At 45.2% G+C, this 26,588-nt stretch carries 25 protein-coding genes, 5 tRNA genes and 2 rRNA genes (1 of these 32 running past the window's edge); 18 read left to right on the top strand and 14 right to left on the bottom strand.

All coding sequences use genetic code 11. The annotated features are described in order from the left end of the window. Positions 1-24: 24 nt before the first annotated feature. Entirely contained in the window at positions 25-810 is a 786-nt protein-coding gene (locus ACVFI8_RS18860; RefSeq protein WP_248712056.1) for a hypothetical protein, read from the top strand. 472 nt (positions 811-1,282) lie between these two features. On the opposite strand, the gene ACVFI8_RS18855 is transcribed toward ACVFI8_RS18860, so the two are convergent. The 6 genes from ACVFI8_RS18855 to ACVFI8_RS18830 form a co-directional block, all read right to left on the bottom strand. Then, a tRNA-Pro gene (locus tag ACVFI8_RS18855) sits at positions 1,283-1,359 on the bottom strand. A gap of 136 nt (positions 1,360-1,495) precedes the next feature. Further along, a tRNA-Leu gene (locus tag ACVFI8_RS18850) sits at positions 1,496-1,580 on the bottom strand. A gap of 43 nt (positions 1,581-1,623) precedes the next feature. After that, a tRNA-His gene (locus tag ACVFI8_RS18845) sits at positions 1,624-1,699 on the bottom strand. Between the two features lie 33 nt (positions 1,700-1,732). Further along, positions 1,733-1,809: transfer RNA gene (locus ACVFI8_RS18840), tRNA-Arg, on the bottom strand. 45 nt (positions 1,810-1,854) lie between these two features. Further along, a tRNA-Pro gene (locus ACVFI8_RS18835) sits at positions 1,855-1,931 on the bottom strand. 288 nt (positions 1,932-2,219) lie between these two features. After that, on the bottom strand, positions 2,220-2,354 hold the full coding sequence (locus tag ACVFI8_RS18830; protein WP_256469273.1) for a hypothetical protein: 135 nt from the start codon (positions 2,352-2,354) through the stop codon (positions 2,220-2,222). Positions 2,355-2,454: 100 nt separating this feature from the next. On the opposite strand from ACVFI8_RS18830, the gene ACVFI8_RS18825 reads away from it, so the two are divergent. The 3 genes from ACVFI8_RS18825 (at position 2,455) to ACVFI8_RS18815 (ending at position 5,983) form a co-directional block, all read left to right on the top strand. Continuing rightward, positions 2,455-4,119: a putative transporter gene (locus tag ACVFI8_RS18825; RefSeq protein ID WP_457872304.1), complete on the top strand. Its 1,665-nt coding sequence runs from the start codon at positions 2,455-2,457 to the stop codon at positions 4,117-4,119. A 180-nt stretch (positions 4,120-4,299) separates the two neighbouring features. Beyond that, positions 4,300-5,157 carry a bifunctional methylenetetrahydrofolate dehydrogenase/methenyltetrahydrofolate cyclohydrolase FolD gene (gene folD, locus ACVFI8_RS18820; protein ID WP_248712058.1) on the top strand — a complete coding sequence of 286 codons (858 nt, stop codon included), beginning with the start codon at positions 4,300-4,302 and terminating at the stop codon, positions 5,155-5,157. A 97-nt stretch (positions 5,158-5,254) separates the two neighbouring features. Next, positions 5,255-5,983, top strand: a complete 729-nt coding sequence (locus ACVFI8_RS18815) for a substrate-binding periplasmic protein (protein ID WP_457872302.1) — start codon at positions 5,255-5,257, stop codon at positions 5,981-5,983. A gap of 44 nt (positions 5,984-6,027) precedes the next feature. On the opposite strand, the gene cysS is transcribed toward ACVFI8_RS18815, so the two are convergent. Then, a complete protein-coding gene (cysS, locus tag ACVFI8_RS18810) occupies positions 6,028-7,407 on the bottom strand; it encodes a cysteine--tRNA ligase (RefSeq protein ID WP_457872301.1) in 1,380 nt (459 codons plus the stop codon). Between the two features lie 152 nt (positions 7,408-7,559). Here cysS and ACVFI8_RS18805 point away from each other — a divergent pair, with 152 nt between their 5' ends. The 3 genes from ACVFI8_RS18805 (at position 7,560) to ACVFI8_RS18795 (ending at position 9,601) form a co-directional block, all read left to right on the top strand. Then, complete coding sequence (locus ACVFI8_RS18805; protein ID WP_248712061.1) at positions 7,560-8,057, top strand: peptidylprolyl isomerase; 498 nt, start codon at positions 7,560-7,562, stop codon at positions 8,055-8,057. Between the two features lie 7 nt (positions 8,058-8,064). Continuing rightward, the gene (lpxH, locus tag ACVFI8_RS18800) at positions 8,065-8,814 is read left to right on the top strand and encodes a UDP-2,3-diacylglucosamine diphosphatase (protein WP_457872299.1); all 750 of its coding nucleotides are present in this window, start codon (positions 8,065-8,067) and stop codon (positions 8,812-8,814) included. A gap of 190 nt (positions 8,815-9,004) precedes the next feature. Beyond that, a complete protein-coding gene (locus ACVFI8_RS18795) occupies positions 9,005-9,601 on the top strand; it encodes a Yip1 family protein (protein WP_248712063.1) in 597 nt (198 codons plus the stop codon). A 46-nt stretch (positions 9,602-9,647) separates the two neighbouring features. Here ACVFI8_RS18795 and rluB read toward each other — a convergent pair whose 3' ends face one another. The 5 genes from rluB to rnm are packed head-to-tail and all read right to left on the bottom strand — an operon-like array spanning position 9,648 to position 13,388. Next, on the bottom strand, positions 9,648-10,508 hold the full coding sequence (rluB, locus tag ACVFI8_RS18790; RefSeq protein WP_248712064.1) for a 23S rRNA pseudouridine(2605) synthase RluB: 861 nt from the start codon (positions 10,506-10,508) through the stop codon (positions 9,648-9,650). A 26-nt stretch (positions 10,509-10,534) separates the two neighbouring features. Continuing rightward, positions 10,535-11,089 (bottom strand): SMC-Scp complex subunit ScpB, encoded by a 555-nt coding sequence (gene scpB, locus ACVFI8_RS18785; RefSeq protein ID WP_248712065.1) that lies wholly within the window; start codon positions 11,087-11,089, stop codon positions 10,535-10,537. Between the two features lie 2 nt (positions 11,090-11,091). After that, positions 11,092-11,904, bottom strand: coding sequence for a segregation and condensation protein A (locus tag ACVFI8_RS18780; protein WP_457872296.1), 813 nt, complete (start codon positions 11,902-11,904; stop codon positions 11,092-11,094). After that, positions 11,901-12,521, bottom strand: coding sequence for an L-threonylcarbamoyladenylate synthase (locus ACVFI8_RS18775; RefSeq protein ID WP_248712067.1), 621 nt, complete (start codon positions 12,519-12,521; stop codon positions 11,901-11,903). Before ACVFI8_RS18775 ends, ACVFI8_RS18780 begins: the two co-directional genes overlap by 4 nt. Before the next feature lie 42 nt (positions 12,522-12,563). Continuing rightward, the gene (gene rnm / locus ACVFI8_RS18770; protein WP_248712068.1) at positions 12,564-13,388 is read right to left on the bottom strand and encodes an RNase RNM; all 825 of its coding nucleotides are present in this window, start codon (positions 13,386-13,388) and stop codon (positions 12,564-12,566) included. A gap of 241 nt (positions 13,389-13,629) precedes the next feature. Here rnm and ACVFI8_RS18765 point away from each other — a divergent pair, with 241 nt between their 5' ends. From ACVFI8_RS18765 to ACVFI8_RS18715, 11 genes are all read left to right on the top strand, one after another. Beyond that, the gene (locus ACVFI8_RS18765; RefSeq protein WP_248712069.1) at positions 13,630-15,213 is read left to right on the top strand and encodes an anthranilate synthase component 1; all 1,584 of its coding nucleotides are present in this window, start codon (positions 13,630-13,632) and stop codon (positions 15,211-15,213) included. Then, a complete protein-coding gene (locus ACVFI8_RS18760; protein ID WP_457872295.1) occupies positions 15,203-15,799 on the top strand; it encodes an aminodeoxychorismate/anthranilate synthase component II in 597 nt (198 codons plus the stop codon). Before ACVFI8_RS18765 ends, ACVFI8_RS18760 begins: the two co-directional genes overlap by 11 nt. Continuing rightward, on the top strand, positions 15,799-16,803 hold the full coding sequence (gene trpD / locus ACVFI8_RS18755; protein WP_248712071.1) for an anthranilate phosphoribosyltransferase: 1,005 nt from the start codon (positions 15,799-15,801) through the stop codon (positions 16,801-16,803). The genes ACVFI8_RS18760 and trpD overlap by 1 nt, the downstream gene beginning before the upstream one ends. After that, positions 16,800-18,185 carry a bifunctional indole-3-glycerol-phosphate synthase TrpC/phosphoribosylanthranilate isomerase TrpF gene (trpCF, locus tag ACVFI8_RS18750; RefSeq protein ID WP_457872294.1) on the top strand — a complete coding sequence of 462 codons (1,386 nt, stop codon included), beginning with the start codon at positions 16,800-16,802 and terminating at the stop codon, positions 18,183-18,185. The genes trpD and trpCF overlap by 4 nt, the downstream gene beginning before the upstream one ends. A gap of 50 nt (positions 18,186-18,235) precedes the next feature. Next, complete coding sequence (gene trpB / locus ACVFI8_RS18745) at positions 18,236-19,426, top strand: tryptophan synthase subunit beta (protein ID WP_457872292.1); 1,191 nt, start codon at positions 18,236-18,238, stop codon at positions 19,424-19,426. After that, complete coding sequence (trpA, locus tag ACVFI8_RS18740; protein ID WP_457872290.1) at positions 19,426-20,232, top strand: tryptophan synthase subunit alpha; 807 nt, start codon at positions 19,426-19,428, stop codon at positions 20,230-20,232. The genes trpB and trpA overlap by 1 nt, the downstream gene beginning before the upstream one ends. 70 nt (positions 20,233-20,302) lie before the next feature. Beyond that, positions 20,303-20,863, top strand: coding sequence for a septation protein A (locus ACVFI8_RS18735; RefSeq protein WP_248712075.1), 561 nt, complete (start codon positions 20,303-20,305; stop codon positions 20,861-20,863). 5 nt (positions 20,864-20,868) lie between these two features. Continuing rightward, entirely contained in the window at positions 20,869-21,168 is a 300-nt protein-coding gene (locus tag ACVFI8_RS18730; protein ID WP_248712076.1) for a YciI family protein, read from the top strand. A gap of 139 nt (positions 21,169-21,307) precedes the next feature. Beyond that, positions 21,308-21,580 carry a ComEA family DNA-binding protein gene (locus tag ACVFI8_RS18725; RefSeq protein ID WP_248712077.1) on the top strand — a complete coding sequence of 91 codons (273 nt, stop codon included), beginning with the start codon at positions 21,308-21,310 and terminating at the stop codon, positions 21,578-21,580. A gap of 178 nt (positions 21,581-21,758) precedes the next feature. Then, positions 21,759-22,655 (top strand): UTP--glucose-1-phosphate uridylyltransferase GalU, encoded by an 897-nt coding sequence (gene galU, locus ACVFI8_RS18720; RefSeq protein ID WP_248712078.1) that lies wholly within the window; start codon positions 21,759-21,761, stop codon positions 22,653-22,655. A gap of 110 nt (positions 22,656-22,765) precedes the next feature. Further along, positions 22,766-22,999: a hypothetical protein gene (locus tag ACVFI8_RS18715; RefSeq protein ID WP_457872288.1), complete on the top strand. Its 234-nt coding sequence runs from the start codon at positions 22,766-22,768 to the stop codon at positions 22,997-22,999. A gap of 824 nt (positions 23,000-23,823) precedes the next feature. Here ACVFI8_RS18715 and rrf read toward each other — a convergent pair. Together rrf and ACVFI8_RS18705 are read right to left on the bottom strand one after the other, a co-directional pair. After that, a 5S ribosomal RNA gene (rrf, locus tag ACVFI8_RS18710) occupies positions 23,824-23,939 on the bottom strand. 112 nt (positions 23,940-24,051) lie between these two features. Then, a 23S ribosomal RNA gene (locus ACVFI8_RS18705) occupies positions 24,052-26,588 on the bottom strand; it runs 352 nt beyond the window's last position.

Raw genomic sequence — 26,588 nt, 5'->3', positions numbered from 1 at the left:
ATATTAAATATTAGGATAACGACTATGAATATTTACAAAACGATCATTGTCACAAGCTTATTTGCAACAACCTCTCTTAGTGGCTATGCAGCAGAGATATACTTATCTCCCTTTGGGGATGGAGTCTACACCGGCAAGGCTTCGGCACTAAGCATTGTTAGCGAGTCCCATTCAGAGCTATATAATGGCACCTGCGATACTAACGGTTGCATGCCTAATGACAGCTCCACGTTTAGCAATTCAGGAACCGGTGGTTTGATGGGCCTGCTTCCTTATACTTCGGGGCTAGAGACCCTAAACTTAGGGGAAGATTGGTTATTAGATCTCGAATATCAGGGCTTATCTGGAAGCTATATCGACGGTGTAGCTAACTACGACAACTATACCTCCTTTGGGTTCCACCTTCACAACACAGCAACCCAAGAAACAGTTAAAATTGCAGAGCTCGAACTTGTTGATGGTCATTTAGAAGTAGGTAATAGTCATATTGGTGGTTTTTTCAATTACGACTGGTATCAGCCTGGTGTAGATGATGACCTCACCGAAAACTTTTTTAACATTACAACAGGTGGCATGGATGCTTCAATCTATGAACTTTGGCAACAAGGTGTGGAAATAGCGTGGCGCTGGGACTTCAACATAGCGGGAGCAGAAGAGATGGCTTATCGGGGCGACGAAGAGTTAGCCTCGCGAGAGGTAAGTATCACTGGCGAAATGACAATTCATGCCGTTGATGAACCAAGCACCTTAGCGATATTAGGTTTAGGCTTAGTGCTATTGAGCGGGTTTAGTCGCAGACGATTAAGCTAGACAGGCTTCGCCTAAGCACTACGAACCACAATAATAATGAGCAACACTATTAAGCCTCGTCTTTGCTTTCGAGGCTTAATACAGACCTCGTTGATGAACCAAGGATAAGCGCCGAACTCCCGCCCCTCTAGTCCCAAACCAAGTACGTTGAACTGCGGTCAAATAACAGAAACAAAAAAGCCCCGTCACTGCTGACGAGGCTTAATGCAGACCTCGGTGATGAGCCAAGGATAAGCGCCGAACTCCCGACCCTCTAGTCCCAAACCAAGTACGTTCAACTACGGTTAAATACCAGAAACAAAAAAGCCCCGTCATTGCTGACGAGGCTTAATGTAGACCTCGGTGATGAGCCAAGGATAAGAGCCGAACTCCCGACCCTCTGGGCATATCCGTAAGCGCCAATGCCCTACAAAATTTCCACCGGCATCAAAGAACAAAAAAGCCCCGTCATTGCTGACGAGGCTTAATGTAGTGGTCGGTGATGAGAGATTCGAACTCCCGACCCTCTGGTCCCAAACCAGATGCGCTACCAAGCTGCGCTAATCACCGAAATTTGACTTAGTATGTTTACCAGATTTTCTCTAGTCCCGCTCTTTATGAGCTTCGCGACGATGCACTACCAAGCTGCGCTAATCACCGAAACTGTTTGGTATATTTAAAGCGTTACCCACGCTTACACCAATAATGGTGCGGAAGGAGAGACTTGAACTCTCACACCTTGCGATACTAGAACCTAAATCTAGCGCGTCTACCAATTCCGCCACTTCCGCAAAACTATCTTTCTGCACATCACTAGGTGATGTGCAGAGTAAATGGGGTGAGTAATGGGGCTTGAACCCACGACAACCGGAATCACAATCCGGGGCTCTACCAACTGAGCTATACCCACCACAATCTTTTCATGCTAATTAAAGCATATAATTGGCGCACCCTGTAGGACTCGAACCTACTACCTACGGCTTAGAAGGCCGTTGCTCTATCCAGATGAGCTAAGGGCGCATCTTTAGCGTCAATAAACCTAGTGTAACACTAAGTTTTAAAATTTGGTCGGTGATGAGAGATTCGAACTCCCGACCCTCTGGTCCCAAACCAGATGCGCTACCAAGCTGCGCTAATCACCGATTACCTTGATATTATATAGAAGGTTAAACCCTCTGGTCCCACCCTTTATGTGCTTCGCGACGATGCGCTACCAAGCTGCGCTAATCACCGATTACCTTGATATTATATAGAAGGTTAAACCCTCTGGCCCCACTCTTTATGAGCTTCGCGACGATGCGCTACCAAGCTGCGCTTATCACCGGTTTGTTTAAAGCACTGTTTTGTGCCCTTCAACGGAGGCGAATACTACCCACTTGAATGGTCAGCGTCAAACAGTTTTTTAATCATATTTACCGTTTGGTCACAGCTTAGCCAAATTGAACAATAATCATCTCAAAACAGCGCTTAATGTCACCAATCACCTTATTAACGGCGCGATCGCCGCCTAAGATCTGTGGCCAAATAAATAAAATCGCCACCTTATTTCTAATTGGCTGATTCATGGTGGTTTATTAATCCAAATCAATAGTAAGGTACGACTAAAGTAGTAGTCTCTCATGGTTTGCTAAAAACACACTATTACTGACGTTGGAATGGAATCTCATGAGCGAAGTAGCTTTATCAATCTTAGTCTTATCCGTTGTTGCTGTTTTAGGACTTTGGTTTGGCGGTTTAAAAATACGTGGCGTTGGTCTGGGTATCGGAGGCGTATTGTTTGGAGGGCTGTTTGTTGGCCACTTTATCAAACAATTTGGTTGGCACCTCGACCCACACGCACTGCATTTTATTAAAGAATTTGGCCTTATCCTTTTTGTTTATACCATCGGCATTCAAGTAGGCCCAGGGTTCTTTGCCTCACTGAAAGCCAGTGGCCTTAAACTCAACTTACTGGCGGTAGGCATTGTACTTTTAGGTGGGGTGACAGCGGTAGCTCTGCACTTTATCTTTGATTTACCCCTTAATGTATTTTTAGGCATATACAGCGGCGCGGTAACTAATACCCCCTCATTAGCCGCAGGCCAACAAATATTACAAGAACTTGGTATGGCTACCGAAGAAACCACGGTGCTAGGCTTAGGCTACGCGATGGCCTACCCCTTTGGGATTCTGGGTATTTTATTGTCAATGTGGATTATTCGATTGGCTTTCCGCATCAATATTGACCAAGAAGCTGAAGATTTCGATAGCGCTAAAGGTAAGAAGAAACAAAGCTTACAAGACATTAACGTGATTATCGAAAACCCTAACCTCGATGGCTTAGCCTTTTCTGAATTGAACAAGCTCATTGGTGAAGATTTAGTTTGCTCACGCGTCAAATCGGATGGTGAACTTAAAGTCCCTACACCTGATATGTTAATGCATCGTGGTGACTATCTGCATCTTGTGGGGCCTAGCCGACAAAAACTCGAGCAAGCCACATTGATTATTGGCCAAGAAATTAACGAGTCTCTTTCTACCAAAGGCACCCTATTACGCAGTGAACGCGTGGTGGTGACCGAAGAACGTATATTAGGTAAAAAGCTCAGTGAGCTAGATTTAAAACACAGTTTTGATGTGGTCATCTCTCGTTTGAACCGAGCTGGCGTAGAGCTGATAGCAAATAAAGATACCACTCTACAATTCGGCGATATCTTAAACATTGTTGGCCCTAGTGCCGATATTGACAAGGTTGCAAAAAGCTTAGGCAATGTACGCAGTAAACTGCAACATGTACAAATGCTACCTATCTTTATCGGTATTGGCTTAGGCGTTTTACTTGGTTCATTACCTTTAGCGATACCAAGTTTACCCGCACCACTTAAGTTGGGTTTAGCTGGCGGTCCACTGATTGTAGCAATTGTACTTGCTAGAATTGGCAGTATCGGGCGTTTATATTGGTTTATGCCTCCTAGTGCCAACTTAGCCTTACGTGAGATTGGCATCGTATTATTTCTCGCCGTAGTTGGGATTAATTCTGGTGCCAACTTTATCGAAACATTAGTTGAGGGTGATGGTTTAGATTGGATGTTCTACGGGGCATTTATTACACTCATTCCGCTACTGATCATTGGTTTTATTGGTCGCTATGTTTTCAAAGTCAATTACTTGAGCCTATGCGGCTTAATGGCTGGCTCAATGACCGATCCACCAGCCTTAGCTTTTGCCAATTCTATACACAGTACCTCTGGGGCTTCAGCCTTGGCATATGCAACGGTTTATCCTTTGGTTATGTGTTTAAGGATCCTCTCACCACAAGTCATTGCCGTTTTACTTTGGGTGGCAGCCTAAACCTTTAAGCCTACCCCATTCGGGTAGGCTTTTTTATTTCGACTGGCTAATCTGGTCCTCCGCTGAGGCGAGCGGTTAAAAAAAAGCCATCATTCACTTCAAAAAAATCTGACATTTATTTGTCTATCATGCCAAAATAGCGCCATCGAGAATCGTCAATCACTAGTTAAAGAAGAATCGATGTCTGCACAAATAATTGATGGAAAAAAAATTGCCTTACAAGTTCAAAACAAAGTCGCTGAACGCGTTAAGCAACGTATAGCTGAAGGAAAACGCGCTCCAGGCTTAGCGGTGATATTAGTAGGTGACAACCCTGCTTCTCAGGTTTATGTTGGAAGCAAGCGTAGAGTATGTGAAGCAGTTGGCTTTATATCAAAGTCTATTGACCTTGATGACAACACTGATGAGCAAGCTTTATTAGCCGCAATTGATGAGCTAAACAATGATCCACTTATCGATGGTATTTTGGTTCAACTTCCTCTTCCTCAAGGCATTGATGAAACCAAAATTATTGAACGCATTCGACCTGACAAAGACGTTGACGGCTTCCATCCTTATAACATCGGTCGTTTAGCACAGCGTATACCTGCACTTCGCCCTTGCACGCCTAAGGGTATCATTACCCTAATCGAATCGACTGGTGTTAGCCCATATGGCTTAGAAGCCGTTGTCGTTGGCGCATCCAATATCGTTGGCCGCCCAATGACTCTTGAGCTATTGCTAGCGGGCTGTACAACAACAACCTGCCATAGATTTACCAAAGATTTAGAAGCCCACGTTCGCCGCGCAGATTTAGTTGTTGTAGCAGTAGGTAAACCACAATTTATCCCTGGAGAATGGATTAAACCTGGCGCTATGGTGATCGATGTTGGCATTAACCGTTTGGAGAGTGGAAAACTAGCCGGTGATGTAGAATATGCAGTTGCCAGTCAACATGCTGCTTATATAACTCCCGTTCCAGGAGGGGTTGGCCCAATGACCGTTGCAACCCTAATAGAGAATACCTTAGAAGCTTGTGAGCAGTTTCACGATAAATAGTGCTTAAAGCGAATGTTTGACAAAGCATTCGCTTATTCTGCGGCAACATAATCAAAAGTAAGCTAATTTTAAAAGGAATTGATATTTAGGAATGCCTATGTTGATCCGTTACCTATTACTTTTAAGTTTAAGCCTACCGTTTTTCAGCCGAGCGGATACGGTTACCTTTGTAACGGAAAACCTGCGTCCATTCAATTATGTTGAAGATGCGCATTTAACCGGTATTTCAGTCGAGTTGCTTAGATTGGTTTGGCAAGAGATGGGCCAAGAGCCCCAAGCCATTAAAGTACAGAATTGGGAAAAAGCTTACTACCTGCTTCAGCACCGACCCAATATGGCGCTTTTCTTAACAATGCGTAGTCCGAGGCGTGAGGAAATGTTTCATTGGGCCTGCCCTATCACCACTTCCGATATAGAATTAATAGCCTTAAAGTCTCGAGCGATAACATTAGATACAGTTGATTCAACTTCAAATCTACTATTTGGCGCAATGAAGGCGAGCGTTGGTGAGCAGCTTTTATTATATAAAGGCGTTGAATACGAACAAATTACCCTAACCGAAGATTTAGAAAAAGCGCTGCGCATGCTTAAGCGTGAACGCGTAGATGTTATTGCTTCTGAGCCAGAGGTCATCACTCAAACGGCGATTGCGCTAGGTTTTGATGAAGAGCTTTTTGAATCCGTTTACCGTTTAGGTGAATTAGAGGGCTGTTTTGCCTTTAGCCAAGGTACTAACCCCAATTATTTGAAACGTTTCCGCGCGGCATTGACCAAGGTCACCCAAACCGATCAGTATCAACAACTTCTTGTTAAATACCGTATGTAAAAAGGCAGCCTAAGCTGCCTTTTAATGGACAGGGCTTGAGCGAACTAGGCCTTACGCCAAGTCGTCCCTGATGCACCATCTTCTAATACAATTCCCATTTCAGTTAGGCGGTTACGTGCAATATCTGCTGCTGCCCAATCTTTATCCGCTCGAGCCTGATTACGAGCAACGATTAACGCTTCAATCTCTGCCACTTCGCTATCATGCTCGCCTTGCAAAAAAGTATCGACATCTTGGCCAAGAATACCCAACACCGCACTTAGCTCTAACAACAAGCTGGCGTATTGCCCGGCTAATGCTGGGTCACTGTCTTTAGCTCGGTTAATCTCTTTGGCTAGCTCAAACAACACAGGTAAAGCTTCTGGCGTATTAAAGTCATCGTCCATTGCTGCTTTAAACTGTGCACGATAATCTTGCGCTGCGCTGTCAGTGATAGGCTGTAGCACTACACCCCGTAGCGCAGTGTATAGACGTTCAAGGGCTGAACGAGATTGTTTCAAGTTATCTTCAGAGTAATTTAATTGGCTGCGATAATGGCCGGATAATAAAAAGTAACGCACCGTTTCAGGGTCGTATACTTCCAGTACATCTTTGATAGTAAAGAAGTTGCCCAAAGACTTAGACATTTTTTCTTTATCTACCTGAACCATGCCTGAGTGCATCCAATAATTAACATAATTGGTTTTGTGGGCACAGCAAGACTGAGCAATTTCGTTTTCATGATGTGGAAAGGTGAGATCGGAGCCACCACCATGAATATCAAATACTTCGCCTAGATGTTTCATGTTCATTGCCGAACATTCAATATGCCAACCTGGGCGGCCTTGGCCCCAGGGTGAATCCCACATAGGCTCTCCCGGCTTGGCACTTTTCCACAGTACAAAGTCTAAAGGGCTACGTTTATCTTCTTCCACTTCAACCCGGGCACCCGCTTGCAACATGTCTAAATTCTGTAAACTTAATTTTCCGTAATCGGCATAAGTGCTGACTTCAAACAGCACATCACCACTTTCTGCAAGGTAGGCATGACCATTAGCGATTAGCTTTTCGATAACCTCGATGATTTCTGGCATATGGGTAGTCACCCGCGGCTCAATATCAGGTCGTAACATATTCAAAGCATCGAAATCAGCATGCATCGCGGCAGTAAAGCGCTCGGTTAACGCTTCACAGCTCTCGCCATTTTCGGCTGCCCGCTTTATGATTTTGTCATCAACATCAGTAATGTTGCGCACAAAATTCAGCTCATATCCCGACCAACGTAAATAGCGCGCTACAGTATCAAAGGCAACGAACGTTCGCGCATGACCAATATGACAGTAGTCGTAAATGGTAATTCCACAAACATACATACCCACTTTTCCCTCTACTAAGGGCTTAAAAGCTTGTTTCTTGCGGGTCAAAGTATTGTATATCTGTAACATCTAATTGGTTTCCTGTTCCATTCACTGACTAACACTAGAGCGGGATATTCTAACACCGCCCACTAGGAAAAACAGCCGATTTAAGCGTGGTGACTAGTCAGTACGCATAGGAAAGTTTAGAATCGGTGCACTTACCAAAAAAGGGTGAAAAAATGGTTACTTTACATACAAACTTTGGCGATATCGTCGTAAAACTAAATGCAGCTGAAGCTCCAGAAACCGCGGCAAACTTTTTGGCTTATGCTAAAGACGGTTTTTACAGCGATACTATTTTCCACCGTGTCATCGACGGCTTTATGGTTCAAGGCGGTGGCTTTGCTGCTGGTATGGAAGAAAAAGAAACTAAAGCGCCGATTAAAAATGAAGCCAACAACGGTTTATCAAATAAAACCGGTACGCTGGCGATGGCCCGCACCATGGACCCACACTCAGCGTCTGCTCAGTTTTTTATCAATGTAAATGATAATACTTTCCTCGATTTTAAAGCTGAAACCAGTGAAGGCTGGGGCTATTGTGTATTTGCTGAAGTTGTAGAAGGTATGGATGTTGTCAACAAAATTAAAGGTGTAGACACCGGTAATTTTGGCTACGTTCATTCTGATGTACCACTCGAAGAAGTGGTGATTAAGTCAGTTAGCGTAGCGGAATAAACTTCACGTGCCGACCTATTTCATTTCAGATTTACATCTAAGTGAAGACCGGCCCGATATCATTCGGGCCTTTCTTGATTTCCTTGAACAACAAGCACCTGCATCGGATGCGCTTTATATACTCGGTGATCTATTTGAGTTTTGGATAGGCGATGATGAGAAAACCACCGTTGCTAAACAAGTTGAAACCGCATTAAAGACTCTTACTGCTAAAGGCGTAGCCTGTTACTTTATCCATGGTAACCGCGACTTTATGCTGGGTAAAGCCTACGCTAAGCGTTGCGGTATGATCTTACTTGAAGAGGAGAAGCTGGTTGAGCTATACGGTAAACAAGTACTGATTCTTCACGGTGACACATTATGTACCGATGATGAGGGGTATCAAAAATACCGCGAAGTTACTCAAAAACCTTGGTTGAGAACACTGTTCTTGTTACTCCCCTTATTTGTTCGGCAACGTATCGCCCACAAAATTCGTAGTAAGAGTAAGCAAGCCAATACCAGTAAATCCTTAGGTATTATGGACGTGAATCAACAAACGGTTGAACAACGCTTTGCCCAATATCCCATCGATTACATGATCCACGGCCACACTCATCGCCCCGAGATCCATCAATTAGCACTGAGTGGTACAACACCAAAGTACCGTGTTGTATTGGGTGATTGGTACCAACAAATGAGCGTACTGTGTATCGACAAAGATAGCCTAACGCTTAGCGCCAACAACCAGCAGCAGAAGCTTGAGCTCGGTCAATAAATTCAACTTTAGGCAATCGCAGTTTGCTTTTGCCAAATCCCATCAAAACATCCCAAGTGACTGATTAAAATAGCTTTAGACTAAAAGTGTTAAAATTGTTTATTTAATAAACTACTTGACGACTTAGCAGACATAACGCATAACTTAACTATAAATGTTGCACTAATGTTAATTTTGCGAGGATGCGCCTATGTTATTTAGTCATGTTTGGGGACTAGCTTCACACACAAAAGAAGAATGGCAAGACATTGATAAGCACCACGAAGGGATTGGTGCGAGCTTATCACATTTACTACTAATGGCGCTGATTCCAGCCATTTGTGGGTATTTCTCAACCGTACATATCGGCTGGAAGGTGGGAGCGAATAGCTTCTCTTTGACTAGCGAAAGTGCCATATTCATGTCGGTGGCAATGTATGCGGCCTTAGTAACCAGTGTGCTTTGCCTTGCGTACGCCGCACAATGGATGGCAAAAACCTTTAACACCGATACCAGTTATCAGCAAACCTTAGAATTGTCAGCCTATGTGGCTACGCCTATCTTCATGGTGGGTTTCGCCGCTTTATATCCTGAACCTTGGTTTGTGATGGTGGCAGGTTTAGTTGGGGTAACCTATGCGGTTTATCTGCTTTACACCGGTGTACCCATTATCATGCATATACCTGAAGAGCGCGGGTTTATTTATGCTAGTAGCCTAGTTACCGTAGGCTTAGTCATGCTAGTGACTATTTTAATCGCCACTGTGATTCTTTGGTCGAGCGGCGCTGGTCCAATATTCGCTAACTAGTTCATTAACTTGCAATAAAAAAGCTCGCTATTCAGCGAGCTTTTTTCTATTTCAAACGTCTTCTTTTAGCCGCTTGACTCTGTGTTCTGGAACGGTGTTTACGTACTGATTTTCTGATGCGTTGCGAGCTACGCACTCTATCATCAATCTTTATCACCGTATTTTCTTCCTTGCTTAGCTGCACCAGCTTACGCAAATAATTGACCTGTTCGAGTGGCATCTCTTGCCAACCACTTCTTGGTAAGCCTTTTGGTAGCGGAATTAAACCATAACGGACGCGAATAAGGCGGCTTACTTGCACACCTTGTGATTCCCACATCCGTCTTACTTCGCGGTTTCGGCCTTCACTAAGTGTCACGGTATACCATTGGTTGATTCCTTCACCACCTTGACGCCTTACTGTCGTAAAGGTGGCTTTGCCATCTTCCAGTTCGACACCGCTACGTAAACGGCGGATCATATCATCATCAACATCACCAAATACACGCACCGCGTATTCACGTTCAACTTCAAAACTAGGGTGCATTAAACGATTGGCTAATTCCCCATCGGTGGTGAACAACAATAAACCCGAGGTATTAATATCTAAACGGCCAACCGCTATCCAACGGCCGTTCTTTAGCCGTGGTAGTCGATCAAATACGGTTTCACGTCCCTCAGGATCATTGCGCGAGCAAATTTCACCTTCAGCCTTATGGTAAGCAAGAACACGGCATATCGTATCTTCAACTTTTAAAATTTCTATAATTCGACCATCAACTCGAACTTCAGATCCTTCTTCGATGCGGTCACCCAATTTGGCTTTTTCCCCACCGACACTTACTCTTCCTGCGTCAATGACAGCTTCCATCTCACGACGTGAACCTAGACCGCTGCGAGCCAGGACTTTTTGAAGTTTTTCACTCATATTTTTTATCCGGATGGTAAAGTGCGCTAAGTCTGAAAGCCTTGCGGCAGTTTTTCAAGTAAAGATTGATCTAATTCTGGCAAATCAGCCAGATCTTTCAAACCAAAGTAGTCTAAAAAAGCAGATGTTGTGGCAAATAGGGTTGGTCTGCCCGGTATTTCTTTATGGCCAACGCCACGGATCCAATGTCGCTCTTTCAATACACTAATAATATGGCTGCTCACCGCTACCCCCCGAATAGCCTCAATTTCCCCCCTTGTTATTGGCTGACGATATGCAATAAGGGTGAGCGTTTCGAGCATTGCGCGACTGAATTTAGGCGCTTTTTCAGCCCACAAGTTCGCCAATTGAGAGGCATACTCTTGACGCGCTCGAAATTGGAAGCCCGAAGCAGTTTCTACTAGCTCGATCCCCGAGTCTTGGTAACGCTGGCCGAGTTCTTCCAAAATCATATTAACTTGAGCACGGGCTAAACCCACATCGGCCAATACTGTGGTTTGTAATTCTTTAAGCGATAACGGGCGGGCAGCGACAAATAATGCGGCTTCTACTAGTTTCACTAAGTTGGGTTTAGAGGCCATGGCTAGCAATCTTCCGTGTTAACTAAAATAACTTGAATTGCCATCAACGGCTGGCTTTGCACACACTTAATATAGCCCTCTTTAATAAGCTCTAGTATGGCTAAAAAACTCACGACTAAACCGCTACGCCCCTCAGAGACAGTAAATAGCTGAGAAAAATCCACAAAACGGTGCTCTTGTAACTTGGCCAAAATATCACTCATTCGTTGTCGAGTAGACAGCTTTTCCCGTTTAATTTCGTGATGTTCAAAATTTGCCGCTCGCTGGGCAATGCCACGCATTGCTTGAACGAGGTCATCCATGCTGACTTCTGGGTACACCCATTTAATGGGTAAGTTTTCAGGTACCGCAATCGAAGCAGGGTAAGTATCGCGTTGCTGGCGAGGCAGTTGATCAACCTTATCGGTGGCATCTTTATATAATTCGTATTCTTGTAAGCGACGAATTAACATCGCGCGAGGGTCGTCCTCTTCCTCATCATGTTCTTGTATTGGTAACAGGGTTCGAGATTTAATTTCGGTCAGCAATGCTGCCATCACTAAGTACTCTGCGGCCAATTCCAATTTTAGCAAGCGCATGGCTTCAATATACTCCATGTATTGCTGGGTAATCGCCAATACGGGTAAGTATTGAATGTCGAGTTTTTGCTTGCGAATTAAGTACAGCAATAAATCTAAAGGCCCTTCAAACTGCTCAAGAATAACTTCCATCGCATCGGGCGGAATAAATAAGTCTTCGGGAAAGTCTAGCCACGGTTCACCATTAACACTGGCTAAGGTTAGCTGTTGAGTTAACGACACCTTGACTTGTTTCACTCGAAAGGGCTGGTATCGCCCGCGCCATGGCGTAAAATTTCAGCTTCATCTTCAGATAAATCGATAACGGTAGTAGGTTGTTCACCTAAATAACCACCGTTGATAATCAAATCTACTTGGTGCTCCAAGGCATCTCTGATCTGTTCCGGATCTGATTCGGTAAAATCATTGCCCGGCAAAATTAAACTTGATGACATGAGTGGCTCACCCAAGGCTTCTAACATCGCTAAGGCAATTTTGTTATCGGGCACACGAATACCAATAGTGCGACGCTTTGGATTCAGTAAGCGACGTGGCACTTCTTTAGTGCCCTTAAAAATAAAGGTGTAAGCTCCCGGAGTACAGCTGCGTAACAGGCGGTAAGCTTGGTTACCTACTCGCGCATATTCCGAAATTTCAGATAAATCTCGGCACATCAGCGTAAAATGATGATTTTTATCAAGCTGACGAATTCGACATATTCGTTCTAATGCGGCTTTATCACCAATATGGCAGCCAATGGCATAGCCTGAGTCAGTGGGATATATCACCACCCCACCCTGTTGAATATGCGCTGCCGCTTGTTTCATTAAACGCTGCTGAGGGTTGTCTGGATGAACGTAGAAAAATTGACTCATAAAGGTTCCTGCTATTTCGATAGCCTTAACAACACTTGAAGGCTATTGGCTTTGCCAACGTTGCCAAATCGGTTGGCACTTTTCAGGTAAGTGTAGCCCTCTACCTAACTCACGCCAAGGGGAAGGATGATGAAAATCAGAGCCTTGTGAAGCACTTAACTGATGTTGCTCAGCTAAATCAGCCAACCAAGATAACTGGTCTTTAGATATTTGAGGCATGGCTATTTCGATACCATCCCCCCCTGCTTCGGCAAACTCAGCGATCAGTTTGCGGACCCATTTATTAGACAACTCATAATGGGTGGGATGCGCTAATACTGCTACGCCACCCGCTTGTTGAATAACGGCTACCGCTTCGCCAATGCTCATCCAGTTATTAGGCACATAGCCGGTATTGCCACGGCTCAGGTATTTATCAAATACTTTATTGAAGTTAGCCGCTACACCGCGCTCTATCAGTACTTTAGCAAAATGCGAACGAGTAAGCGGAGCGCTTCCGGCAAGCTGTTTAGCTTGCGTGTATACATCTACGATACCGACTTTATCTAGGCGACGGCTCATCTCGAGGGCACGAATTTCTCGCTTATCTCTTTGCTGCAACAAATTATCTTGCAGGCCTTGATGGGAAGTATCGAGGTTTAAACCTACCACATGGATATCAAAGGCATGCCAGGCGGTTGATATTTCTGTTCCAGCGATAATTTGTAAATGTTTAGCGTTAGCTTGCGCTTCTGCCACTCCGGCAGTGGTATCGTGATCAGTAATAGCCAAAACGTCGACTTGCATGTTTTCGGCTCGCATTACTATTTCTTTGGGGCTGAGGCCCCCATCTGAAGCAGTAGTATGGCAATGCAAATCAAATCGCATTAAATTTCCTAAATTTTTTCTTGACTTGGTTGTGTCATTTACAGTTAACTTAGTTTATCAGAATGACTAAGGATAAACATGACAACTTTTCTTCTAACCAATAAATCTTGGTGGTGGCGCACTCCGAAATAGACGGGTGTGAGTTGTTGTATTTCCAATACATTGTACAGAACAACAAAAAGCCCGCTTAACGCGGGCTTTTTTATATTTGCGCTACGGCCTTAACCAGGAGTAACGAACCATGAGTAACCACCCTAGGGTGCAATTAAGCAATACCCAGATAGATGCTAGTTATGTACATGATCCTCTTAGCCTTTATCAAGAATTGTGTAAAGAAAGCCAGCATAATGTTTTACTAGAATCGAGTGAGATTGATAGTAAGGAAAACCTGCAAAGCTTAATTCTTGCCGATGCTGCATTAAAAATTACCTGCACAGGCCGCCAAGTTAGTTTTTCAGCCGTATCGCTAAACGGTCAATCGGTCATTGCAGCTGTAGCTGATAATATAGACGCCTCACTGATCAGCCTGCACAACACGACCCAACTAGAGCTCAACTACCCTCTCCCCGCTGCCAACTTAGACGAAGATTCACGCTTAAAAGCCAATTCACCGGTTGATGCTCTGCGGGTCATTATCAAACTGTACGGTGAGCTAAGCGATTTAGATAAAGGCGTATTTATTGGCGGCGTATTTGCCTACGATTTCATCGCCAGCTTTGAGCAACTGCAAGATGTTGCCGACAGCACTAACATCTGCCCAGACTACCAGTTTTATTTAGCCGAAACGCTGTTATTGATCGATCACCAAGCGCAAGTTAGCCACATTATTGGCTCTATTTATGACGATGCCGAGCAGACACGAATAAACCAACGTTTGGCGCATTTAGTTGAACTCTGTGAGCACGAAAACCACCAACAAGCCACGCCAGACCTCAACAACTACCAAGGCAAAATTGAAGCCGACATTAGTGACCGTGACTTCTGCCAAAATGTAGAGACCATGAAAGACTACATTCGCCAAGGCGATATTTTTCAAGTGGTACCTTCTCGCAGTTTCACACTGTCTTGCCCTGATAGCTTGGCAGCCTATCGCGAACTGAAAATCACTAACCCAAGCCCTTACATGTTCTATTTGCAAGACAGCGAATTTGTGTTGTTTGGCGCTTCGCCGGAAAGTGCGATTAAGTATTCAGCTGATAGCCGTGATGTAGAAATCTATCCTATTGCTGGCACCCGTAGACGCGGTTTTAATGAAGATGGCTCAATCAACCAAGACCTAGATGGTCGCCTAGAGTTAGAACTACGTTTAGATAAAAAGGAAACCGCTGAACACATCATGCTGGTTGACTTAGCACGCAACGATGTTGCGCGTATTAGTGAACCCGGCACTCGTCACGTAGCTGATTTACTCAAAGTAGACCGTTACAGCCACGTTATGCATTTAGTGTCGCGAGTCGTTGGCACCTTACGGAGTGATTTAGATGCCCTGCACGCTTATCAAGCCTGTATGAATATGGGTACCTTAGTAGGCGCGCCTAAAATTCGCGCCTCTGAACTCATTCGTCAGGTAGAGCAAAAACGCCGCGGCAGTTACGGTGGAGCAGTTGGTTATCTTACTGGCAACGGCGATATGGACAGCTGTATTGTGATTCGCTCTGCATTTGTAAAAGATCAGCTTGCACATGTACAAGCCGGTGCTGGTGTCGTGTATGATTCACTACCACAAGCAGAAGCCGATGAAACCCGTAGCAAAGCAGCGGCAGTATTAAACGCCATTGCTCGCGCCCACGGCTCTACTTTAAAGGACGTTAGCCATGACTCATAGTGTATTTCTACTGGATAACTTTGACTCGTTTACCTACAACTTGGTGGACCAATTTCGTAGCCAAGGTTTAGATGTTCGCATCTACCGTAACCATTTAAGTGCTAGCGAAATTAAACAACACATCGATGACAGCCCTAACCCACCAGTATTAGTGTTGTCTCCCGGCCCTGGCAATCCGCAGCAGGCGGGTTGTATGTTAGAGCTTATCGATTTATGTAAAGGCCAAGTACCGATAATTGGTATTTGCTTAGGCCATCAAGCCTTAGTTGAAAGCTATGGTGGCGTTGTAGGCAAAGCGGAAGAAATCGTTCATGGGAAATCTTCCGCTATTGAGCACGACAACCGTTTAATGTTTAAAGGTTTAAGCAACCCACTGCCAGTGGCTCGTTACCACTCTTTGGTCGCCACTTCGATGCCTGAAGAGTTAACAGTAAGCGCCCATTATCAAAAGATGCCAATGGCTGTTATTAACGAACAAGATAAGGTGGTGGGCTTTCAGTTCCACCCGGAATCAATATTGACCAGCGAAGGGGCCACATTATTGGCCCGAAGCCTAGACTGGGCCATACAACAGGAGCAGCAATAATGCAGGCTATTCTCGAACAGCTATATCAAGGACAAGACCTCAGCACTGAGCAAGCGCAACAAGTATTTTCTCAGGTTATTCAAGGTGAAGTAGACCCTATTGTATTGTCATCCTTGTTAACGGCTTTAAAAATTAAGGGTGAAAAACCTCAAGAAATAGCCGGAGCTGCGCGTGCATTACTCGAAAATGCGGCGCCTTTCCCTAGCCCCAATTACCCGTTTGCCGATATAGTCGGCACTGGCGGTGATGGTCATAACACCATCAATATTTCGACTACGTCTGCATTTGTCGCTGCCAGTTTAGGCGTAAAAGTGGCCAAACACGGTAATCGCAGCGTGTCGAGTAAATCTGGATCATCGGATTTATTAGCCGCCTTGGGAATTAACATTCAAATGAGCCCTGAAACTGCCCGCCGCTGTTTAGATGAACTTGGACTATGTTTCCTATTTGCTCCGCAATATCATGCTGGCGTACGCCATGCCATGCCAGTGCGCCAGACCCTAAAAACACGTACCATTTTTAATGTACTTGGGCCGCTTATTAACCCTGCACATCCCACCATGGAAGTGATGGGTGTATATGACCCTGCATTGATTTCCCCTATTGCTCATACTTTACAACAACTGGGTATGAAAAAAGCGATGGTGGTTCATGGTGCCGGGCTCGACGAAGTCGCTATCCATGGTCGTACTCAAATCGCTGAAGTCAACGGTGATAGCATCACCGAATATACCTTAACCCCAAGTGATTTTGGCGTAACACAAGCCGATTTAGACGCCATTAAAGGTGGCACACCAGAAGAAAATAAAGCGATTACTATCGACTTACTACAAGGCAAAGCCACAGCCGCTCAGCAAGCCGCAGTGGCGGTAAACGTAGCAGTATTACTCAAGTTAGCTAATAAGACGGACAACGTCGCTGAAGGCGTACAAATGGCAATCGATGAAATGGCATCTGGTCGCCCGCTAATCCTAGCAAATAAATTAGCGGAGATGAGTCAGTGAGCCAAGTGAACGAAGCAAAACAAACCACTATTTTAGACAAAATTGTCGCCGATAAAGAAATTTGGTTAGCCGAACGAATGCAGCAACAGCCACTGGCGAGCTTTATTGATGAAGTAGTCCCCACTGACCGAGATTTCTACCAAGCGTTATCTGGCAGCCCAGCTAAGTTTATATTGGAATGTAAAAAAGCCTCACCCTCAAAGGGCTTAATTCGCCCAGAGTTTGATTTAGACCTGATCGCTGGCGTCTATAAACATTACGCGGCAGCTATTTCAGTGTTAACCGATAGCAAGTATTTTCAAGGTGAATTTGACTACGTGACCACGGTGCGACAGCAAGTTCCGCAGCCGGTATTATGCAAAGACTTCTTTATTGATGAATACCAAATTTATTTGGCTCGTTATCACCAAGCTGATGCCATTTTACTAATGCTGTCGGTACTTGACGATAATGAATATAGCTTGCTTGCTGAAGTTGCTCATAAGCTCAAATTAGGCGTATTGACCGAAGTGAGTAATCAGCAAGAGCTAGAGAGAGCCATTGCGCTAAATGCCAAGGTTATCGGTATAAATAATCGCAACCTGCGCGATCTTTCGATCACTTTGGATCGTACTCCTGAGCTAGCTAGGCAAATTCCAGAAGACCGAATCATTATTTCCGAGTCTGGTATCTACAAACATCAGCAGGTTAGAGAGCTATCTAAATACGCCAACGGCTTTTTAGTGGGCAGCTCGCTAATGAGTCAAGACGATGTAGACTTGGCTTGCCGCAAATTAATTTTAGGTGAAAACAAAGTTTGTGGTTTGACCCGCGATCAAGACGTCGTCGCCGCCCATCAAGCTGGTGCGGTGTATGGTGGCCTGATTTTCGCTGAAAAGTCTCCTCGCGCAGTTAGCCTTAAGCTTGCTGAACAGCTAGTTAGTGCTGCACCACTAAATTTTGTCGGGGTATTTGTAAATAGCCCCGTAGAACAAGTAGCTGAGGTCGCCAATCACCTTAAATTGCATGCTGTTCAGTTACACGGTGACGAAGATGAGCAGTATATCGCGCAACTTAAAGATCGACTTACACACAGCTTAGTTTGGAAAGCGCTAGCGGTGGACCAAGAGTTACCGACAGCCCCCAATAACGCCGACAAAGTACTATTTGATAGTAAGGTGGCAGGCCAATGTGGTGGCACCGGCCAAGCATTTGATTGGCAACTATTAGGTGAGCACAGCCACGGTGCGATGTTAGCTGGCGGTATTAGCCCCGATAACATTCAAAACGCCTTAGCTTTTGCCGCTGCCGGTCTTGATCTAAACTCTGGCGTAGAACAAGCGCCCGGTATCAAAGACCCAGCAAAAATAAAAACGGCGTTTGAAAAAATTAGACAGTACTAATCCTACATTGATTAGTAACAGTAGCCCTTTATTAAGAATAAGAGTCGATAATGAGTAAATTAAATTCCTATTTTGGCGAGTTTGGTGGCCAGTTTGTACCACAGATTTTGGTGCCCGCTTTAGACCAACTTGAGCAAGCCTTTATTGATGCCCAGCAGGATCCTGAATTTCTAGAAGAATTCAATCACCTATTGACTGAGTATGCCGGTAGACCTACCCCCCTAACGCTTTGCCGAAACATCACTGCGGGGACAAAAACGAAAATTTACCTCAAGCGTGAAGACTTACTGCACGGCGGTGCTCACAAAACTAACCAAGTATTAGGCCAAGCCCTGCTAGCAAAGCGCATGGGTAAAAAAGAAATTATTGCCGAAACCGGTGCCGGCCAGCATGGCGTAGCCACCGCGTTGGCCTGCGCACTACTTGGCTTAAAATGTCGTGTCTACATGGGCGCGATTGACTGCGAACGCCAAGAGCCAAATGTATTCCGCATGAAGCTGATGGGCGCTGAAGTGATTCCCGTTCATAGCGGTTCGTCAACACTGAAAGACGCGTGTAATGAAGCCCTCCGTGATTGGGCAGCCAGTTACGACACCGCCCATTACTTGCTTGGCACGGCTGCGGGCCCGCACCCTTTCCCCACCATTGTGCGCGAGTTCCAGAAAATGATTGGTGAAGAAGCTAAACAACAGATCTTAAAAGCCGAAGGTCGATTGCCTGATGCAGTGATTGCTTGTGTGGGTGGCGGCTCTAATGCCATTGGCATGTTTGCCGACTTTATTGAAGAAGAAGGCGTGCAACTGATTGGTGTTGAGCCTGCGGGTAAAGGGATAGATACCGATCAACACGGCGCACCACTAAAGCATGGCCGTAAGGGGATGTTTTTTGGCATGCACTCTTTATTGATGCAAGATCCCAATGGTCAAATTGAAGAGTCTTACTCCATTTCGGCAGGGTTGGACTTCCCGTCAGTAGGCCCTCAACACGCTCACTTAAACGCGATTGGTCGTGCCAGCTATGAATCAGCGACTGATGAAGAAGCTTTAAGTGCATTCCAAACTTTAGCGGAAAGTGAAGGAATTATTCCTGCTCTAGAGTCAGCACATGCTTTGGCATACGCCCTTAAGTTGGCGAAGCAAGATAAAAACAAAGAACAAATATTACTGGTGAATCTATCTGGTCGAGGCGACAAAGATATCTTTACAGTGGCAGAAATTTTCGAACAACGAGGAGGCCTATAATGACGCAACGTTACGCTAACTTATTTGAACGCTTAGCAGCTAAGCAGCAAGGCGCATTTGTACCGTTTGTGACATTAGGTGACCCTGACCTTGAGCAGTCATTAGCCATTGTTGATGCATTAATAGAAGGCGGAGCAGACGCTTTAGAGCTAGGCATTCCCTTTTCCGATCCGGTTGCCGATGGGCCAACTATACAAGGCGCGAACGTAAGGGCCCTTGCTGCCAACGTGACCCCACCAAAATGTATCGAAATGATTAAGAGCATTCGTGATAAACACCCGGAAGTCCCCATTGGCTTATTATTATACGCAAACTTGGTTTACTCTACTGGCATCGATGTATTTTACCAAAAGCTAGCTGAAGCAGGTGTAGATTCGGTGTTGGTTGCTGATGCGCCAATTCGCGAATCAGCCCCTTTTAGAGAGTCAGCGAATAAGCACGGATTACAAAGCATCTTTATTGCCCCTCCAAACGCCGATGATGCAACGCTAGCCAAGGTGGCTGAATACGGACAGGGCTATACCTACTTAGTCAGCCGCGCAGGAGTCACAGGCACCGAGACCAAAGCAGAAGCACCAATCGCTCATCTTCTTGAAAAATTGCAACAATATAGCGCACCGCCAGCTTTACTGGGTTTTGGTATTGCCACCCCCAAACAAGTAAAAGACAGCATTGCTGCCGGGGCCGCTGGTGCGATATCGGGTTCTGCAGTGGTGAAAATTATAGAGGCACATCTTGACGATAAACCACAAATGCTAGACTCACTGCGTGAGTTTACCGCTTCTATGAAAGCCGCTACCGTTTAAGATTAGAACTTGCTACTATCAAAAGCCGCTATTTTAGCGGCTTTTTACTATCAGCTAGCACTGGGAAATTATGAAACAGTTTTTCGAGTTTATTCCGCTAATTATTTTTTTCGCCGTTTACAAAATGCAAGATATCTATGCTGCAACACTGGCTCTGATTATCGCAGCGGCGGTTTTGTTAGCCATCTCGTATTTAAAAAATAAGAAAGTTGAGAAGATGCATCTGATTTCTTTCGTTCTTATTTTGGTGTTTGGCGGGCTCACCCTAGTACTGCGCGATGATGATTTTATCAAATGGAAGCCAACCGTTATTAACTGGTTGTTTGGTGTAGTGCTATTGCTTAGCCAGTTCCCGTTTGGTAGCCCTCTCATCAAGAAGATGCTTGGTAAAGAAATGCAATTACCTGATGCGGTATGGGGCAAAGTGAACGTGGCTTGGGCACTTTTTTTTATCGGCTGTGGAACCTTAAACCTTTATATCGCTTTCAACTACTCTGAAGATGTCTGGGTAAATTTCAAAGTCTTTGGTTTACTTGGCTTAACCTTATTATTCACCGTTGCTACGGTAATTTACTTATACAAACATTTACCTAAAGAACAACAAGACTCGCTATCTCAAAAGAAGGATTAATGGCCATGTGGTATGTTATTTTTGCTCAAGATGTAGAAAACAGTTTAGAGAAACGCAAGCTCGCCAGAACCGCCCACCTAGCTCGACTGCAAGACCTGCTCAATGAAGGTCGTTTATTCGTGGCTGGCCCCAACCCTGCCATTGATGCAGAAGACCCCGCTGAAGCGGGTTTTACCGGTTCAACAGTGATTGCCGAATTTGCTAGCCTAGAAGACGCCCAAGGCTGGGCAGACGCAGACCCATACATTGAAGCAGGTGTCTATGACACTGTCATTGTTAAACCTTTTAAAAAGGTCTTACCGTAATTCTCACTGGGCGAGTTATCTCGCCTAGCTTTTCGCGCCTATTTATTCACGTTTTTGTCAATTTCACCCAATTGAGTCATTTGTTATTTAAAAACTTACTCTAGTCTTATTCATGGTTTTATCAAAAAGGAGCGAAACCATGAAAATAAAAACACTGTTACTCACCTTAGTGCTTTGCGTTGCTGGCCTAAATCCACTCTATGCGACTGAAAACACCCAGGCCTTAAACCTTAATACGGCTAACGCTGAACAGTTAGTAACTCTAAAAGGTATCGGAAAAAGTAAATCAATCGCCATAGTAGAATACCGAAAGCAGCACGGAGACTTTAAAAATGTCGAGCAAATAGTGCTGGTACCGGGTGTGGGAGAGACGATTTACCTAGATAACAAAGACAAGTTGTTCGTCGAATAAGGCTGATATATAAACAAACAACTGCGCCCGCAGTTAGCAATTAATGCTAGGGCGTGAACCTGAGAGCGAAAATAATAACAACTCTGTCAATTCGTACACAGTTATGAATTAAGCTAATTTTAATTGTCATTTTCACATGTTAAAGTGCCGTGCATATTTTTAATTTCAAGAGACTGAAATGACCACTAAAGTACAAAAAGCGGTTCTCCCCGTTGCCGGCTTAGGAACTAGAATGTTACCCGCCACTAAGGCTATCCCTAAAGAGATGCTGCCTATCGTAGATAAGCCTTTAATACAGTATGTCGTGCAAGAAGCCATCGCCGCAGGCATCAAAGAAATCATTTTAGTGACTCATTCAAGTAAAAACTCTATTGAGAACCATTTTGATACCAGTTTTGAGTTAGAAGCCACCCTTGAAAAACGGGTTAAACGCCAGTTACTGGAAGAAGTTCGTTCTATATGCCCTAAAGACGTCACCATTATGCATATACGACAAGGTGTCGCTAAAGGCCTAGGGCATGCTATTTTATGCGCTAAACCTTTAATCGGTGATAATCCTTTTGCGGTGTTGTTACCCGACGTCATTTTAGATGACTCAACCTCAGATTTGAAAACCCAAAACCTCGCCGATATGGTGAGAAAATTTGATGATACAGGCTCCAGTCAAGTCATGGTTGAAGCTGTAGCCCAAGAAGATGTCAGTAAATTTGGTATCGCTGATATCAATGGCGCAAACATCGGACCGGGTGAATCGGCAGACATGATTGCAACCGTAGAAAAACCCTCTGTAGATGAGGCTCCTTCTAACTTAGCCGTGGTAGGTCGCTATGTATTATCAGCGCAAATATGGAAAGAATTAGCCAGAACCCCTCCTGGAGCCGGCGACGAAATTCAGCTCACCGACGCTATCGCCAGTTTAATGAAAAAAGAAAAGGCACAAGCCTACTATATGGTAGGGAAAAGCCATGATTGTGGCAGCAAGTTTGGGTATCTAAAAGCCTTTGTCGAATACGGTTTACGCCACCCGGAGCTAAAAGATCGCTTTAAGAAATATTTAGCAGATCTAAAACTTTAATAACTGGAAAATCAGCGCAATCAGTGATAAAAGTATAAACAGGTGTGGAAAACATGCCATCGAAGTCATACAATGAAGAAGTAATGCATTTTTTTATACAGGGAAATTTCATGAAAAAATTAGTTTTAGTTGCAGCTGCGGCACTTGCAATGTCAGGTAATGTTTTAGCTCAAGAAGCCACTGCTGGCGCAGCTGGTGGTTCAGCCGCTGGCGCTACTGGCGTAACCGCTGGTGTAGTTGGTGGTGTTGCTGCTGGTGTAGCTGTAGTAGGTATTGCAGCAAATCAAAGCAATGATTCAACTACGGGCTCATCGACTTCTACTGCTACTTCTACTGCCCAGTAGAGTTAGATCGTAATTGTTAATGGCGAACTTCGGTTCGTCATTTTTATTTCAAACACAACCGTCAGTTCCTCAGACCTTTCACCACGCTTCATCGGCTCTCTGTTACCCTATTCTATTTATTTAACACCGTATGACGCTATAGCCATATACAACGCTCTGTGACCCGCTAACTCATTGTAGAACACACCGACCACGCTTTAACCCCATATACACTTAAATATCGCTGGCTGTTTTTCTCTGGTTAATATTAAGTCTCGATTAAAGCCGAACTGAGAGCTACCCTACATAAGTAATAGGCATTACAATGCCGACTTGTGGAGAGATCATTCCTGCCAACAAAACTTCATCAACAGCCGTTAAAATCTTAGCTACTTGAAATTATTGTTAGTCATTTTCTGAACGCTTAACCCCCTTATTTTGGGAACAGCATACTGGCACATTCTTTCATCTTAACGATACAAACACTGTCACCGATAAACACGCAATAAAAAACCCCGCTATCTTTCGACAACGAGGTCATTTAATAAGCGTTTGGTGGTATCTGTCGACGCTCACATGCTTACCCACGGCTATCTATGGCTATCTATGGCTATCTATGGCTATCGACTCAGCATGGTAGCCTGTGACTACATTTCGGGCATAAAAAAGCCTATCCCTTAGGATAGGCCTTCTCTAAATAGGTGCGCAGCATAGCGGCTTTCACTTCAGCCTGAAAAAGCATGCTTACCCATGGCTATCCATGGCCATCGACTCAGCATGGTAGCCGGTGGCTAAACCTCAGGCATAAAAAAGCCCTGCTCATAGAGCAGGGCTTCTTATTTGGAGCCTGGCAGTGACCTACTTTCACATGGGGAGACCCCACACTATCATCGGCGCAGTTGCGTTTCACTTCTGAGTTCGGCATGGGTTCAGGTGGGTCCACAACGCTATTGCCACCAGGCAAAAACTTGTTGTCTTTAACATTCGAAAAAGCTGACAATATCCCACGAGTATAACAAGTACTCTTGGTCTAAAAAATAAGATATCTATAAGCAACACCACTTGGGTGTTGTATGGTTAAGCCTCACGGGTAATTAGTACAAGTTAGCTCAATGCCTCACAGCACTTACACACCTTGCCTATCAACGTTGTAGTCTCCAACGGCCCTTCAGAGGACTTAAAGTCCTAGTGAGAATTAATCTCAAGGCCTGCTTCCCGCTTAGATGCTTTCAGCGGTTATCAGTTCCGAACGTAGCTACTGGGCAATGCTATTGGCATAACAACCCAAACACCAGCGGTTCGTCCACTCCGGTCCTCTCGTACTAGGAGCAGCTCCTTTCAATTCTCAAACGCCCACGGCAGATAGGGACCGAACTGTCTCACGACGTTCTAAACCCAGCTCGCGTACCACTTTAAATGGCGAACAGCCATACCCTTGGGACCGACTTCAGCCCCAGGATGTGATGAGCCGACATCGAGGTGCCAAACACCGCCGTCGATATGAACTCTTGGGCGGTATCAGCCTGTTATCCCCGGAGTACCTTTTATCCGTTGAGCGATGGCCCTTCCATACAGAACCACCGGATCACTATGACCTACTTTCGTACCTGCTCGACGTGTCTGTCTCGCAGTTAAGCTGGCTTATGCCATTGCACTAACCGTACGATGTCCGACCGTACTTAGCCAACCTTCGTGCTCCTCCGTTACTCTTTGGGAGGAGACCGCCCCAGTCAAACTACCCACCAGACACTGTCCGCAATCCCGATAAGGGACCAACGTTAGAACATCAACACTACAAGGGTGGTATTTCAAGGTCGGCTCCACATCATCTAGCGACAACGCTTCAAAGCCTCCCACCTATCCTACACATGTAGGGTCAATGTTCAGTGTCAAGCTGTAGTAAAGGTTCACGGGGTCTTTCCGTCTAGCCGCGGGTACACCGCATCTTCACGGCAATTTCAATTTCACTGAGTCTCGGGTGGAGACAGCTTGGCCATCATTACGCCATTCGTGCAGGTCGGAACTTACCCGACAAGGAATTTCGCTACCTTAGGACCGTTATAGTTACGGCCGCCGTTTACCGGGGCTTCGATCAATAGCTTCGCTTGCGCTAACCACATCAATTAACCTTCCGGCACCGGGCAGGCGTCACACCGTATACGTCATCTTTCGATTTAGCACAGTGCTGTGTTTTTAATAAACAGTTGCAGCCAACTGGTATCTGCGACTCCCAACAGCTTAGAGAGCAAGTCTCATCACCGTCGGGAGCGTACCTTCTCCCGAAGTTACGGTACCATTTTGCCTAGTTCCTTCACCCGAGTTCTCTCAAGCGCCTTGGTATTCTCTACCCAACCACCTGTGTCGGTTTGGGGTACGGTTTCGTATAATCTGAAGCTTAGAGACTTTTCCTGGAAGCAGGGCATCAACCACTTCATGTCCGTAGACACTCGTCATCAATTCTCAGCCTTAGACACCCGGATTTTCCTAAGTGTCCAGCCTACAACCTTAAACATGGATAACCATCACCATGCTGGCCTAGCCTTCTCCGTCCTCCCATCGCAATTATACGAAGTACAGGAATATTAACCTGTTTCCCATCGACTACACTTTTCAGTCTCGCCTTAGGGGCCGACTCACCCTGCTCTGATTAACATTGAACAGGAAACCTTGGTCTTTCGGCGAGGGGGCTTTTCACCCCCTTTATCGTTACTCATGTCAACATTCGCACTTCTGATACCTCCAGCAACCCTTACGAATCACCTTCAACGGCTTACAGAACGCTCCTCTACCGCACTTAACAAAGTTAAGTACCCGTAGCTTCGGTGCATAGCTTAGCCCCGTTACATCTTCCGCGCAGGCCGACTCGACCAGTGAGCTATTACGCTTTCTTTAAATGATGGCTGCTTCTAAGCCAACATCCTGGCTGTCTAAGCCTTCCCACATCGTTTCCCACTTAGCTATGACTTTGGGACCTTAGCTGACGGTCTGGGTTGTTTCCCTTTCCACGACGGACGTTAGCACCCGCCGTGTGTCTCCCGGATAGTACTTAGTGGTATTCGGAGTTTGCAAAGGGTTGGTAAGTCGGGATGACCCCCTAGCCTTAACAGTGCTCTACCCCCACTAGTATTCATCCGAGGCGCTACCTAAATAGCTTTCGAGGAGAACCAGCTATCTCCCGGTTTGATTGGCCTTTCACCCCCAGCCACAAGTCATCCGCTAATTTTTCAACATTAGTCGGTTCGGTCCTCCAATTGGTGTTACCCAATCTTCAACCTGCCCATGGCTAGATCACCGGGTTTCGGGTCTAATCCCAGCAACTATGCGCGCAGTTAACACTCGGTTTCCCTACGGCTCCGCTATTCGCTTAACCTTGCTACTGAAATTAAGTCGTTGACCCATTATACAAAAGGTACGCAGTCACCCCACGAAGGGGCTCCCACTGCTTGTACGTATACGGTTTCAGGTTCTATTTCACTCCCCTCACAGGGGTTCTTTTCGCCTTTCCCTCACGGTACTGGTTCACTATCGGTCAGTCAGGAGTATTTAGCCTTGGAGGATGGTCCCCCCATATTCAGACAACATATCACGTGTGCCGTCCTACTCGTTTTCA

It is taken from the genome of Agarivorans sp. MS3-6 (genome assembly GCF_054112545.1).
The sequence above is the reverse complement of the archived record's forward strand: the minus strand, read 5'-3'. Positions and strand labels throughout refer to the sequence as shown.

Bases quoted from the DNA above. Each gene is read 5' to 3' on its own strand.
- ACVFI8_RS18860 (WP_248712056.1), top strand. From the start codon at position 25: ATGAATATTTACAAAACGATCATTGTCACAAGCTTATTTGCAACAACC.
- ACVFI8_RS18830 (WP_256469273.1), bottom strand. From the start codon at position 2,354: ATGAATCAGCCAATTAGAAATAAGGTGGCGATTTTATTTATTTGGCCA.
- ACVFI8_RS18825 (WP_457872304.1), top strand. From the start codon at position 2,455: ATGAGCGAAGTAGCTTTATCAATCTTAGTCTTATCCGTTGTTGCTGTT.
- folD (WP_248712058.1), top strand. From the start codon at position 4,300: ATGTCTGCACAAATAATTGATGGAAAAAAAATTGCCTTACAAGTTCAA.
- ACVFI8_RS18815 (WP_457872302.1), top strand. From the start codon at position 5,255: ATGTTGATCCGTTACCTATTACTTTTAAGTTTAAGCCTACCGTTTTTC.
- cysS (WP_457872301.1), bottom strand. From the start codon at position 7,407: ATGTTACAGATATACAATACTTTGACCCGCAAGAAACAAGCTTTTAAG.
- ACVFI8_RS18805 (WP_248712061.1), top strand. From the start codon at position 7,560: ATGGTTACTTTACATACAAACTTTGGCGATATCGTCGTAAAACTAAAT.
- ACVFI8_RS18795 (WP_248712063.1), top strand. From the start codon at position 9,005: ATGTTATTTAGTCATGTTTGGGGACTAGCTTCACACACAAAAGAAGAA.
- rluB (WP_248712064.1), bottom strand. From the start codon at position 10,508: ATGAGTGAAAAACTTCAAAAAGTCCTGGCTCGCAGCGGTCTAGGTTCA.
- scpB (WP_248712065.1), bottom strand. From the start codon at position 11,089: ATGGCCTCTAAACCCAACTTAGTGAAACTAGTAGAAGCCGCATTATTT.
- ACVFI8_RS18775 (WP_248712067.1), bottom strand. From the start codon at position 12,521: ATGAGTCAATTTTTCTACGTTCATCCAGACAACCCTCAGCAGCGTTTA.
- rnm (WP_248712068.1), bottom strand. From the start codon at position 13,388: ATGCGATTTGATTTGCATTGCCATACTACTGCTTCAGATGGGGGCCTC.
- ACVFI8_RS18765 (WP_248712069.1), top strand. From the start codon at position 13,630: ATGAGTAACCACCCTAGGGTGCAATTAAGCAATACCCAGATAGATGCT.
- ACVFI8_RS18760 (WP_457872295.1), top strand. From the start codon at position 15,203: ATGACTCATAGTGTATTTCTACTGGATAACTTTGACTCGTTTACCTAC.
- trpD (WP_248712071.1), top strand. From the start codon at position 15,799: ATGCAGGCTATTCTCGAACAGCTATATCAAGGACAAGACCTCAGCACT.
- trpB (WP_457872292.1), top strand. From the start codon at position 18,236: ATGAGTAAATTAAATTCCTATTTTGGCGAGTTTGGTGGCCAGTTTGTA.
- trpA (WP_457872290.1), top strand. From the start codon at position 19,426: ATGACGCAACGTTACGCTAACTTATTTGAACGCTTAGCAGCTAAGCAG.
- ACVFI8_RS18735 (WP_248712075.1), top strand. From the start codon at position 20,303: ATGAAACAGTTTTTCGAGTTTATTCCGCTAATTATTTTTTTCGCCGTT.
- ACVFI8_RS18730 (WP_248712076.1), top strand. From the start codon at position 20,869: ATGTGGTATGTTATTTTTGCTCAAGATGTAGAAAACAGTTTAGAGAAA.
- ACVFI8_RS18725 (WP_248712077.1), top strand. From the start codon at position 21,308: ATGAAAATAAAAACACTGTTACTCACCTTAGTGCTTTGCGTTGCTGGC.
- galU (WP_248712078.1), top strand. From the start codon at position 21,759: ATGACCACTAAAGTACAAAAAGCGGTTCTCCCCGTTGCCGGCTTAGGA.
- ACVFI8_RS18715 (WP_457872288.1), top strand. From the start codon at position 22,766: ATGAAAAAATTAGTTTTAGTTGCAGCTGCGGCACTTGCAATGTCAGGT.